Below are 12,646 nucleotides of genomic sequence, written 5' to 3'. Positions count from 1 at the left end.
AGTATTCCCAAAATATATTTACAAATATTTACCATAGCTATTATTTAGCCCAGTTTAATTAATCTTTCATACTAGGCAAAGTTGTTCGCCGCAACTAAAGCAACTCAGAATAACCTACCCTTGAGAGGTGAAAGAGTCGGGTAATTGTAGAATTTTCCCCTTTTCTAACTAATCTTGCCAGTTCACTTTCACAAAATGCCCCTGCCGTCCCCAAACATCGCGAGTCAAAGTAATATTCTCAATTGTTAAGTTGAAGGGTATGGCAGTTGTTAGGTAACGCTGTGCGAGAGAACCTAAATCAGGTGCGAGTTCAGCTGCTGTCGTTGCTGCCAAGCCTAAACCGATAAGTTGCTCAATTGGTCGGAACGGTAGTATTAAATTTACCCCCACAACTAGTCCAGCTGTTAACAGCATTGCTACTGATAAGTTAGTGCCACAACGGGGATGCACAGCTAAATCCCATTCTCCACTGGTGAGGCGATGTCTCGCGAGTGCCACCGCACGGCGTAAATCACTAATATTCACTTCACCATAGAGGTAGAAGCCATGTTCGGTGGATAAACCACTTAATAGTTCGTTATCAACTTGAATATTAGTAGACTTTCCTGCGGCAGGATAGACACTTTTTGATTCACCGAGAACCCAAACAGTGGCGTGTTCTAAAGCGTGAACCTGCCGCACCATCAAAATTTCTTTTAACCCAGGAACAAACGATAGCTGCTTGAGTAGTTCACTATCTTGCGTGGATTGGGGAAAATCCCGAAGTGCAGTTTCTGAACTCGTAACTTCCCCAGATAGAAGTGTCGTTAAGTCAAAGTTTAAAAAGTCAAAGGGAGACAAGCTACCTTTGGCAGAAGCAGAAGTATTCATAAGAACATTGCTCCCTAAGCTTATGGAGCAATATAGATTTCTTTCAAATGTAACGCTTGCACTAGTGGATTGTTGCTAATTTTTGTTGATCATTAGGTAAATGTCAGTTAAGTACAGGGGAAATTTTCCAATGGTACAGCTATGTTGTTTGTATATCGCAGTTTGTAGTTAAGTTCAATACAGACCTAACCCTCAGCCCTTCCCTTGTAGGGAAGGGGAGTAAGGCTTTTAGCTTTTCTGTTTCTAGGAGAAAGGTCAGAGGGTATTGCGTACAAACGAGAAGCGTTATAAACATAACTGTACCAATGGAAGAAAACTGCTTCTACCCAGAACAAATCAGCTAGTTGTGTTCTGCTCAATTTTGAGAAGAATTCTGATCTAGGTTTTTTCATTCAAGGGACAGCTAGCTCTGTTTGGGTAAACTCACACTGAATAAAGGATGCAGAAATTTTGGTAGAGGCGATCGCACTGAAATATAAAGAGTGAGGAGAAAAACAATCAGTAAACCTCAAAATTGCCTTGTCAGCTTACCAAACCAGATCAATTGCTTCGCTACTAACAATTGTTTACTCGTTCTGATTAGGCAGAAGACAGCAATTGACTTCATTCATACAGACTTTGCCCCACTGCAAAGCCCAGCGGACAAGAGCTACCCGATTTTCTGTCTGGGTTTTAGTCAGTATATTACTGATATGGTTATCCACTGTACGTTTGCTAATTTCCAGTTTTGCTGCAATTTCTTGGTTAGTTAAGCCAGCGGCCACTAAGTCGATAATTTGCAGTTCTCTGTCTGACAGACTTACAGGGGTCTGAGACTCGCCAGCAGCCATGACTTTTTCTATCCTCCCTTGGTATATGTACTTAATCACTCTTTCTAATTCTAGAAGATTCTTTTGTTAGTAGGCGTTTCAAGTGTTCACAGGAATACTATTGTCTAGATTTTCTTTGGATTTCAAATTTGCAGTTATCTCAAGTTCAATAAAAGTCAAGTATTAAATATAACATATATTTTGACAAAAATATATGTAATTACTTACATTAGAGAGCCAGTAATTAGGAGTATATAGAGGTTAGGAAAGTAGTAAAAATTGCTATTTCATTCTATGAAGGACTGGCGACAGATTAGCAAATAACATTGTAGATTTTATACTGGCAAAATTTAATCTCAGATCCTTGAAGTTCTGATTGCCTTCTCTTCTTTTTCTCCTAGCGGAGGCTAAGGCGAATGGCACTGCGCTTGGCGCAATCGCCACAAGTCGGTACTCAGGCTTCTCTCAAAATCTAAAATGAAATGAGCAATCCCCGTGTTTTATGTCTTGGTGAAGTTTTATTCGATTGTTTAGCCGATCAATTAGGGCTAAAGCTAGAAGAAGTTCAATCTTGGACTCCCTACCCAGGAGGAGCGCCGGCTAACGTAGCCTGTGCTTTAGTAAAGTTAGGAACACCAGCAGGATTTATCGGAGCTATTGGTGAAGATGAGCCAGGGAAGGCACTGGTGAAGCTATTACAAGAAATAGGCGTAGATACAACAGGAGTACAACTTCATCCCACAGCACCAACCCGGCAAGTTTATGTAACGCGGGATCTAGCAGGCGATCGCACTTTTGCTGGATTTGGCAATTATGACACTACAGAATTTGCCGATACCCGCCTGCAAGCCAAACAATTGCCAGATTCGCTGTTTCAAGAAGCAGATTTTTTAATTTTGGGTACTTTGGAATTAGCTTACCCAGAAAGTGAGCAGGCAATTCACTGCGCCCTAAAGTTGGCAGAACGATACGATCTTAAAATTGTGCTAGATGTCAACTGGCGTCCTGTCTTTTGGAAAGATCCAAATATCGCTCGTCAAAAAATTCAAGAAACTTTTAAGCAAGTCGATTTTCTGAAACTTTCCAAAGAAGAAGCTGAATGGTTATTTGATACTGCTGATCCGGGAGCCATTACTTACCGCTTGGATTCAATTGAAGGGGTGCTAGTAACAGATGGAGAAAACGGCTGCGCTTATTGTTTGGGTGGGAACGAAGGGAAATTACCGTCGTTTTCTATCCCCGTAGTCGATACAACAGGTGCAGGAGATAGCTTTCTGGCTGGTTTCATCCACCAACTGAGTCAGCATAGTATTCAAAACTTGAATGATGTAGAAACAGTAAAACGCATTGTCACCTATGCTAGTGCGGTTGGGGCGCTGACTACCATTAAACCAGGAGCGATCGCTTCTCAACCTACTGCTGCTGAAGTCGAAGCTTTTCTAGCCTCACATCAACTTTAGAAAGTGGCATAAACAGCTGGGGTATCAACTACAAGCGGCTGATACTCCAGCCTGAAAAATGCACAAAGCATCTCCGGCAGTAGAAGCCTCTCTAAGAGAAGACATCACTCGTTTTTTGCCCTACCTAACAAAATCGCATTACTCCCTTGCTCCTTTCCCTTTTACCTTTTCACCGTATTTTTTAAGAGTACTCGCACCACCTAACAAAAAAGCCACCACTGCACCAGTCTCAAAATTTGCTTCGGGAACTGGCTTCGATGGCTCTTGGACGCTGAATATAGCATAGTTTGCTTGTTCATTACCCTGTGTGAAAATGTCTTGACTCTCTCCTCTAAAATTATCCCACCTTGTAATATAGTTATCGATTTTGCTAACAATAAACAGAGACCCGTCGGAGGCGACAACTCCTCGATATGCAACCAGAGCTGATGGATAATTATTAATTTTTGTTGGTACGGTTTTTTGAGAGTTCAGCAAAGATGCAATGTTGTCAACAACTTTTTGGGCTGTTTGGCTATTATCCCAAAAAGTAGGTTTATTAAAACTTGAGCTATTCGGAGAGCCAAATATATTCAAGAATGAATCATACTTGAACGTAACATCATAATTGATGCCATCAACCACTAAGCCTTGAATTTTACTGACATTGCCTGGACTGCTGTATACGAGTTCCACTGCCACGGCAGGAGTAGCATTAATGACAAGAGCGGTAATACCGATCAGGCTTGCTAGATAACAAGTTTTTCCTTTCAATTGCTTGCTTACTAAGTAGATGCTTGTAACCATTATAACGTTATCTCCAAAATCTAGATAGAGTTCGAGCCGAGATCAGGAGTAAAACGGAAACAGGGACTGAAAATGGTTGATTTTTCGTTGTCCATAACGGCATTCCGTATGACAACACCTTAGCCAAAAAAAAGAGTAATAAGAAGATATAGGAGAATTCAGAATTAAGTAGCAAAGCCGGAGACGCTTGAGACTTGGCATCAGAATTGGGAATCAAAACAGGCTTTCTACCTGACTCTAAGACCTATATTGTGTACTTCATCAACTTGAAATCCGCTGTAGAACTGATGTATTAGAGTTGTTGTCTCTCACAACGACAACTCAAAAGCTACAACAAGCCCATGTTTGATATCCTATCACTGCTACCGCAAATAAACGCTACGGCAATGCGTTAAGTTTAACCACATAATAATAGCAATGCTAGCAATGAATGGGAGAGTAACGATGCCTTTTAATTTTCCGTTGGATAAAAATCTGAATGTAGTTATTCTGCTCTAAACAAATCTTCAAACTGTCGTATTCATCCCGTTTTTACAAGCGCTGAATCCTTGTAAATTGGCAACAATATTGAAATGAAAGTCGCAATTTTTTAATATTCAGCTACTTAACTAAATTCCTAAAAAAGTTCTTAGATGTTTTACTATTGTCTCTGGTGGTTCTGAAACATCTACTGGAATTGCATCAGACGGCTCTTCAAGGGTATCAAACTGGCTGTTAAGAAGTTTTTCAGTCATAAAGTGATTATGGCGTTCTTGCAACCGCTTTTGAATGACCTCAAAAGAACCCTTTAGGTAAACTATCTTAATCCGTTCACTATCCAATACTAGAAACTGGCGATAGCTAGCTTTAAGTGCAGAACAGGCTAAGACTACATTTTTATTATCGTGCAACCACTGAGCGATCGCTCTTTGCAAATCTTGCAACCAAGGCATCCTATCAGCATCACTCAGGGGGATGCCACGCTGCATTTTCTCAATATTCGCTGGTGAGTGAAAAGCATCAGCATCTTTAAATTCCCAGTTTAAGGAGTCCGCCAGCAGTAGACCGATGGTAGTTTTACCGGAACCAGATACACCCATGAGCAAAATAACCAATGCAAAATTCCCAATTCAAATTTTTAGCTTTGCCAAACCCAAATAACGGATACCTTCTGGAGAAACATCAAAGCGGCAGGGTAGTACTTCTAAACCAAGAGCGATCGCTTCCCGCAATAACTTACCATATATAGGGTCTGTACTATCACCAGGAGCAAACTCAGTACAATCTCCACGATTAATAAAGTAAAGCATCACCGCACGAGTTAGAGGCAACAATACCATCAATTCCCGCAAGTGCTTTTGTCCTCTCGTTGTCTCAGTATCGGGAAATAGTGCCAACCTCTCCTGCGCCCAAGTTGTGTTTTTTACTTCTAAATAGATTGGGATAGTGTCAATTCCGGTGAGCCAAAAATCCACCCGACTTTTTTTATCTTGCCCATAAACCACCTCGCCCTTAATTTGGCTATAGTCACCCAATTCTGGGAAAAGATATTTTGCCAAAGCTAGTTTAACTACTCGATTCGGCAATAGAGTATTCACACCTACCCAAGTCGGCTTAGTATCATTTACCTGAATCAGTTCTAAAGTGTAAGCCAATTTGCGGTTTGGATTCTCGCTTTTAGAAAGCTGTACTGCACTACCGGGAGTTGAAACACCAGTCATTGGGCCTGTATTTGGACAGTGTGCTATCACTACTTCGCCAGAAGTAAGTTGAACATCGGCAAAAAAGCGCTTGTAACGCTTAAGCAGAATGCCAGGATACAAAGGCGGGTAGCGGTAAAGCCAATCAATCATTATGAAACCTTATTGCTGCTAGTAAATATACGTCGATTTTGCTGTAGTTTTTCCTGTGAATAGCTGAGTAACACGAAAGCTTGATTAAAATATGCCTGCTAAAGCAGGCTTTGCTAAGAAGCCATAAAATATACCAATTATCGAAAAGAACGCTACAGATTGAAACCTGGAAACCCAGATAAAATCAGACTTTCTCAATTACGAAATACTAACTAGAAATTAGTATTACGTCTCTAGGCAGAAGTTTTGTCTATATCATGAATTGACCATTTTTGTAGTCAGCTTTACGACATTTTAATAAAAAGTAGCATATACTTGATAGTATAAACCTCCCATAAAGGAAAATTCGGGAAAATTTAAATACGCAAGGAGGTTAATCCTATGCAAGAACTATTGGGATCAACAGAATTAGAATATGCTTTTCTATTCACTCTAAGAAAGGTAAATTCAATCAATGTAGAAGGGTTCAAGGTATTTTTTAATAATATGCCTGTTGACCCTTATATTAAAGGCAATTATCGCTCAAGAAGACTATCTCGATTCATCATCTCTGGCGAACAGATAATTAAACTACCTCATGGTTACCTCTTTCAGAGCAAAAAATATAATCCATTAGTAGGTGATGTCAAAAGAGAGTTTACAGAATTAGATGATGCACTCATCAAACTAGATATATTTAAAAATCTTGTCTTAGCATTTAGTGATTCATGTAAACTTCACCCCGAAGCTGAAATCGGAGTACATCAAATCAGAACTATTTGTACACCAAATAATTTGGGTAATCCAGCACCTGAAGGTATCCATCAAGATGGCACAGATTTTATTGGCATTTTTTCTGTTGACAGAGACAATATTCAAGGTGGAGAAACACACTTGTATACTGCCAAAAAAGAAAAGCCTGTGTTTAGTAAAACTTTAAATCCGGGAGAGCTATTATTGGTTAATGATCATGATTTTTTCCACTTCACTACTCCAATAAAACCACAAAATAATGTTCAAGGAAGTAGGGATGTTTTTGTTTTGACTTCTCCTAGCTTGCTTTCGGAGTAAGAGTTGTCAAAAAAGAATAAAGAATGGTTTATAGTGGCGCTAGAGCGCCACTGTAAACTTCATTTTCTTGATATCTTATTACTTAGTTGAGTGTAAATATTTTACAATCAACTAGATATGGGGAATTGAATGTAGTCATTTCTCCAGCTTTTTTACCTGGAATTGGAAATAATCGGGCTGAAAGTGGTTTATCTAGCTTGATAGCCAAAGTTGCCATATCAATTAATAATGCTGCAATCTTGTCTATTGCTATATCGCCTGGAATCGGAACTGTATCTAAGCCACATCCACAAACTGCTGAGTAGAGTAATAGATTTGTAATATCATAGGTTTGTTCGTTAGCCCTAGCTGCTAAACCAACATCTTCACAAACAGGAAGCATAAGGCCAGAATAACCACATATTTTTACTGATACTCTTTTCAATACACGAGTCAGCATTCCAGAAATAGCTAGTGTTCCTTGATGTCCAAACTTGCCGTTCATCAATATTTCATAAGCAAAAGCAATACTATTTTCTTTATCCAAGGATGGTGCAAGAGAGGTATCAATGCCTCTATATTCAATAGCAAATTTTTCAGATATTTTTTCAGCAATAACTGCAATTTTATTTAGTTCTACTTCTAATAGGAGTTGCAAAATTTTTTCTGTTGTTTGTATATTACGAGCTTGTGTGAAAGCTTGCATTACTAAATCACCTAGCTCTAAACCTATAGCAAAGGATGTATTACCTATATGGTAAGCTGTAGGGAAAAAGGGGATACTTGGCTGGCAATTCGCCCAAGCACAAAAGCGAAAGTTACCGTAGCCATTTTCAGTTTCTTCAGAAATACGTTTAATAGCTTTTGCAGATTCAAAGGCATTTTCAAAGTTAATGCCACTGTCTCTATCGCCAATTTTGCTTGAACAGTAAATAATCGATGTACTTTTGTTAATATCTGGAATGATATCTATGCTTTCGGGTTGGTTGGCATAACCAATATTGAAAAAGTTGATATCAAGGCTTTGGCAAAGCTGTTCTAGAGTTTGAATTTCACTGAGAATTTCGGTTTTTGACGAAGTAGCTAGATATTCTTCCCAAGCATTAGTGGCTATTCTAGTTGTTTGCACTTCATATCCCTGTTCTTCAAAGATAATCTGTACTTGCTGATTGAACTTTGCAGCTTGTCTAATTTTTTCTATTTCTTTTGGGGATTGAAGCGAGATTCCTGTTGTGATAGTTCTGATTTTCATTGAGATAACATATTATAATTAGTAATAGTACTCATACTAATTCTTAGCAGCTTTGGACTAAATGTAACTCCAAAACCTGGCGTATCCTATTTATAAAAATTTATAGTGGCGTGTTAGTTTTGTTTCACTGAAAATAAGAAATGAATCAAAGTCACGTACAATACTTAAAATATAAGGATTAGTGCATTTTGGAATTCCACTAACTGAGTCAATAGAAAACGCCATGAGTGAAGAATTCTACAATAGAGGATTAGAAAAAGCTAAGCAACAAGATTACGCTGGAGCTATTGAGGAATTTAATCGTGCTTTGCAACTGACACCTTATTTTCCTGAAGCCTACTTACAACGGGGTTTGGCATATTATGACTCTGGCGCGATTTTGCAAGCTGTCTCAGATTATACTGAAGTCGTTAAGCTAAATCCTGAAAGTGTAGAGGCGTACTATTGGCGTGCATTGGCAAGGTTGGTGCTGAAAAACTTGCCAGGGGCGCTAGATGATGTAGAACGTGCTATCCGTCTTAATCTAAATAATGCGGCTGCTTATAATCTGCGAGGGATAGTACGGCGCAAACAGGGATATATTCAAGATGCGATCGCCAATTTTAAAAAAGCTGCACAATTATATTTAGAACAACAGGATAAGGAGAATTGTCGTCTCTGTCTAGAAAAAATTAAACAGCTACAATCGCCCGAAAAACCTGCTGTTGAGCAGCCTGTGGCCAAAAATACGCCAATTTTATCTACAAATGATTATTTCAAGCAATTATTAGAAAAAGCTGAAAAAGGAAATACGCGCGAGGCGATCGCAGATTTAAACTGGATATTGCAAGCTGATTCGCAAGATGCCCAAGCTTATTGCTGTCGGGGGGTAGTACGTTGCAAAATGGGTAATTATCAAGAAGCGATCGCTGATTTTAATCAAGCACTGCAATTAAATTTTCAAGATGCAATTGTCTATCGTAACCGAGGTAAAGCACGTTCTTCTTTAGGTGATCATCAAGGAGCGATCGCTGATTTTAATCAAGCACTCCAGATACAACCCAAAGATGTCTTAGTATATGTTGCCAGAGGCAATGTTTATCGGGCAATGGGCAATTATCTCGATGCAATTCAAGATTACAGCCAAGCACTACAAGTCAATCCGAATGATGCCCAAGCTTATTACAACCGCGGCATTGCTTATACGCTTTTAGAAGAAATGCAAGGCGCTATTGAAGATTATCAACGGGCGGCAAGTATTTTTTGTGAACAAGAAGACTGGGAAAATTACCACCAAGTTTTAAAAAGTCTGGAAAAAATTCAAAAATTTAGTCCTGAATCAAAAAGACAGAAATATACTTTGCTACGTCAGCGGCTATTACGACTAGTAGGAGGATATTGGGAACTTGCCGAACGGATGATTGAACAGAAACAGGATTACTATCCGGGGATGTCAGAAGAGTGGTATTTGCAAAAAGTGATTGATGATTTAGAACGCGATCGCGGCAGATAATAGATGAGATGGAATTTCCCGCAAATAGGAAGTATCCTACGGCAATGCGACAATTGGTAAAATCCACACCTGAAAGTATCAGGTTTCACTCATTAGTCCTGAAATTAGCTTGTTAGCCTAGAGAAGTTCTCAATTAGCAGGTCAATTTTTAATCAGTCAAAGTAACTATCAACTAAAGTTTAGTTAGCGTGAGTTGTTATATTTGCAGCTCGCAGAAAAATTTAACACAAGAAAAAACTGGTTTTTAACAACAGGGAATGCTCTGTTGATTTCGATCACGGTGTACTCAGAAAATTCATGAATAAAACTTATCCCATCACAAACCTCTATGTATTTGGGGACAGTCTTTCGGATGCAGGTATGGTATTCCGAGCGACAGGCGGAATGTATCCCCCTAATTCAACTTATTTTCAAGGGCGTTACTCTAACGGAAAGGTTTGGATTGAGTATCTTGCCCAACAGTTGCATTTGTCTTCTCAGCAAACTAACAATTTTGCTTACGGAGGGGCGACTAGTGGCAATGTTGGCAACAGTTTTGTACCTAGCTTGTTAAATCAAGTGCAATCGTTTACACAGACACAAAAACAAATCAATTCAGATGCTTTATGTGTGCTATGGGCAGGAGCAAATGATTATTTGCAAGGTGTAGATAGTGCAACTATCCCTGTTAACAATGTTATGAATGCATTGACTGCTCTTACTAATGTAGGTGCGAAAAAGGTTCTAGTGGCAAATTTACCAGATTTAGGACACTTACCTGCGACGAGAAGCAGTGCGAATTCTGGCTATCTCAGTGCATTAACACAAGCACATAATCAAGGCTTGAGACGCTCCCTGAAAGTGCTAAGCCACCAAAATTCTGAGCTTCAGATTGCAGCTTTAGATGCTAATGCACTGTATCAAAACGCGATCGCAAATCCGGCAGCGTTTGGCTTCACTAATGTCATTAGTTCGTGTCTGTCTGGCTCTACACCCAGTGGAAACCCAGAGCAGTTTTTGTTTTGGGATGGTATTCATCCGACAACTGCCGCTCATCGTATTATAGGGGAAACTGCTTTTTCAGCGATTCAAGAGGCAGGGATAATCAAATCTCGTTCGATACTGGTTCCGTAAACTACTCTCTAGCCAACTGTTTACGCTCACCTACCATAGAGCTATTTCGCTATTATTAGCTCTTAGCTAAATGGAGATAATATACAGCAGATTTCAGTTTGGCGAAGCACAAAAACTAGCTATCAAAACCAAGTAAGAAGACTGTTTTACTTCTGACTTATGATTTCTGCTGTATATATTAAAGGTGTCCTTGAACAGTAATTTTCCAATAATCAAGAAAATGTGTCATTTCGGGATTTTTAGTACTAAAAAATTTTTTACCATCTTCATCAAGACTGATAATATAGTTTCCTGATTCTAACTGAGTAATAAACCAATTTAAAAATGTTTGTAAATCATCGGCAAAAACAAATTTAGTATCCTCATCTCTACCAAAATTTATCACTTGCCCTACTGTACCCTTAACACCAGGGTCTAAATCTATGCCTAAGTGGTTTCCACCCCAATCGTAAGCGAATGGAATCCACTTTTTATTTGCATACATTGCTTTAATTTTTCCGGGTATATGAGATTCTCCAAGAATAACGCCATTTATCCCTTTATCAATAAGTTCCTTCCACACTTTCCAGTTTTTAACTGTTTCTTCCAATGTCATAAATTCCAGACCATAAAAAAGTCCTGGATAACTTCCATTTTTTTGGCCATTATGCCACTTGTAAAATTTAGTAAATGAAACTGGTAGCTGAGTTTCTATTTGATTTTCTAATACTTTAATTTCGTTTTCAGTTGCACCATTATTCAAAGTTGCTAAGACTTCTGGTAGATAATGCTCAAACCATGTTTCAATTCTATTTAATATCTCTTCCATCTCTTGTAAATCAATGTATTTATAAAAATTATTTATGTCTACTTGCTCAGTAATCCACTTGGCATCTTAATATGAGAGGGTTCTACACAACAAATACATTTAACAATTTAATAATCTTAGTCGCTAATGCCAAAAACTTACGTTACCTACAATTGTAGGATGACGCTGTTTCCATCAGGAATACAAATGTTCTAACAATGTAGTCAAAAAGTACAGCAGTTTGGTTTAGTATTAATATTAATATTCTTGTCTAATCGAAGAGCTTTACTTGTAGCATATATTCATGACGCCGGAATGCAAATCAATTGTTATAGAAGAGATAACAGCATTTCTTGATCGCTTCTTTGCTGTTGATCGCTTTCCTGCAAGTGAAAGAGGAGGTATATATTTACCATCTCCATGTTCTGTGAGACGTTTGGGGTTAGCACTTGAACCAGGAATACAGTTACAAAAATGGGCGAGTACCCAAAGTTTAGACACACTATTTTTACATCGACCGTGGAAGTTAGAAGCTGGGCTACTTCCTGCCGATATTGGGGTAATTTCTTATCATCTGCCGTTTGATGAGTGCTTAACGATGGGTTACAATACCCGCCTAGCTCAAGTATTGAGTATGTCTGATTTAGAAGTGTTGGGAGAGAAAGAAAACAGACCAATTGGAATGATTGGAAAAATACCAACTCAAAGCTTTGGATGTTTGTGCAATAGCGTAACTCAAGTTTTTGGTGGACAAGAGCAAGTACTTGCAGCAATTCATACTGATGTCACACAAATTGCTGTTGTTGGTGCAAATACAGATGCATTAGTACGAGAAGCGGCAGCCCGTGGTGCAGACGTTTACATCACTGGACAATTTCGACAGCCAGCTCTTGAGGCGATGCGAGAAACTAAAATAGAAGCGATCGCTATTGGTCATCGTCGTAGCGAAGCCTGGGGTTTACGTACACTAGCCGGCCTGCTACAAGAACGCTGGTCTAGTTTAGAGGTGATTGTATTCCCTGAATAAATATACCGAGTTTTTTGTTTGGCAAGATGGCACATTTGCATAGTGAAGGCTTGCTAAGGTGAGCAAGTCAAAAACATTCCATGCAGAGAGAAACCGACTTTATTCGCCCCTGGTTTACACTAGGGGTTTTTTTTGATAAATTGCCCCTACACAACTCTATGTGTGTTGATTCCATTTCAAGAAAAATCA

12 protein-coding genes are annotated in these 12,646 nt (G+C 39.0%); 5 read left to right on the top strand and 7 right to left on the bottom strand.

Annotated features, from left to right (window positions below; all coding sequences use genetic code 11):
- Positions 1 to 168: 168 nt before the first annotated feature.
- Both WKK05_RS05195 and WKK05_RS05190 read right to left on the bottom strand, forming a co-directional pair.
- On the bottom strand, positions 169 to 870 hold the full coding sequence (locus WKK05_RS05195; protein WP_341528710.1) for a DUF6391 domain-containing protein: 702 nt from the start codon (positions 868 to 870) through the stop codon (positions 169 to 171).
- 566 nt (positions 871 to 1,436) lie between these two features.
- The gene (locus tag WKK05_RS05190; protein ID WP_341531024.1) at positions 1,437 to 1,700 is read right to left on the bottom strand and encodes a helix-turn-helix transcriptional regulator; all 264 of its coding nucleotides are present in this window, start codon (positions 1,698 to 1,700) and stop codon (positions 1,437 to 1,439) included.
- A 461-nt stretch (positions 1,701 to 2,161) separates the two neighbouring features.
- Here WKK05_RS05190 and WKK05_RS05185 point away from each other — a divergent pair, with 461 nt between their 5' ends.
- A complete protein-coding gene (locus WKK05_RS05185) occupies positions 2,162 to 3,139 on the top strand; it encodes a carbohydrate kinase (protein ID WP_341528709.1) in 978 nt (325 codons plus the stop codon).
- Between the two features lie 138 nt (positions 3,140 to 3,277).
- Here the strand turns inward: WKK05_RS05185 and WKK05_RS05180 are convergent, their stop codons facing one another.
- The 3 genes from WKK05_RS05180 to sfsA form a co-directional block, all read right to left on the bottom strand.
- Complete coding sequence (locus tag WKK05_RS05180) at positions 3,278 to 3,892, bottom strand: hypothetical protein (RefSeq protein WP_341528708.1); 615 nt, start codon at positions 3,890 to 3,892, stop codon at positions 3,278 to 3,280.
- 641 nt (positions 3,893 to 4,533) lie between these two features.
- Complete coding sequence (locus WKK05_RS05175) at positions 4,534 to 5,019, bottom strand: gluconokinase (protein ID WP_341528707.1); 486 nt, start codon at positions 5,017 to 5,019, stop codon at positions 4,534 to 4,536.
- A gap of 15 nt (positions 5,020 to 5,034) precedes the next feature.
- Positions 5,035 to 5,757 (bottom strand): DNA/RNA nuclease SfsA, encoded by a 723-nt coding sequence (gene sfsA, locus WKK05_RS05170; RefSeq protein ID WP_341528706.1) that lies wholly within the window; start codon positions 5,755 to 5,757, stop codon positions 5,035 to 5,037.
- A 381-nt stretch (positions 5,758 to 6,138) separates the two neighbouring features.
- Here sfsA and WKK05_RS05165 point away from each other — a divergent pair, with 381 nt between their 5' ends.
- A complete protein-coding gene (locus WKK05_RS05165; protein WP_341528705.1) occupies positions 6,139 to 6,807 on the top strand; it encodes a 2OG-Fe dioxygenase family protein in 669 nt (222 codons plus the stop codon).
- 82 nt (positions 6,808 to 6,889) lie between these two features.
- Here WKK05_RS05165 and WKK05_RS05160 read toward each other — a convergent pair whose 3' ends face one another.
- Positions 6,890 to 8,038, bottom strand: coding sequence for a DUF711 family protein (locus WKK05_RS05160; protein ID WP_341528704.1), 1,149 nt, complete (start codon positions 8,036 to 8,038; stop codon positions 6,890 to 6,892).
- Between the two features lie 223 nt (positions 8,039 to 8,261).
- Here WKK05_RS05160 and WKK05_RS05155 point away from each other — a divergent pair, with 223 nt between their 5' ends.
- Together WKK05_RS05155 and WKK05_RS05150 are read left to right on the top strand one after the other, a co-directional pair.
- Positions 8,262 to 9,530, top strand: a complete 1,269-nt coding sequence (locus WKK05_RS05155) for a tetratricopeptide repeat protein (protein WP_341528703.1) — start codon at positions 8,262 to 8,264, stop codon at positions 9,528 to 9,530.
- A 297-nt stretch (positions 9,531 to 9,827) separates the two neighbouring features.
- Positions 9,828 to 10,643 (top strand): SGNH/GDSL hydrolase family protein, encoded by an 816-nt coding sequence (locus WKK05_RS05150; RefSeq protein ID WP_341528702.1) that lies wholly within the window; start codon positions 9,828 to 9,830, stop codon positions 10,641 to 10,643.
- 178 nt (positions 10,644 to 10,821) lie between these two features.
- Here the strand turns inward: WKK05_RS05150 and WKK05_RS05145 are convergent, their stop codons facing one another.
- Positions 10,822 to 11,451, bottom strand: coding sequence for an SMI1/KNR4 family protein (locus tag WKK05_RS05145; RefSeq protein WP_341528701.1), 630 nt, complete (start codon positions 11,449 to 11,451; stop codon positions 10,822 to 10,824).
- 283 nt (positions 11,452 to 11,734) lie between these two features.
- Here WKK05_RS05145 and WKK05_RS05140 point away from each other — a divergent pair, with 283 nt between their 5' ends.
- Entirely contained in the window at positions 11,735 to 12,457 is a 723-nt protein-coding gene (locus WKK05_RS05140; protein WP_341528700.1) for a Nif3-like dinuclear metal center hexameric protein, read from the top strand.
- Positions 12,458 to 12,646 lie beyond the last annotated feature (189 nt).

The organism is Nostoc sp. UHCC 0302 (assembly GCF_038096175.1).
In the GTDB taxonomy this organism is placed as follows: Bacteria; Cyanobacteriota; Cyanobacteriia; order Cyanobacteriales; family Nostocaceae; genus UHCC-0302.
The sequence above is the reverse complement of the archived record's forward strand: the minus strand, read 5'-3'. Positions and strand labels throughout refer to the sequence as shown.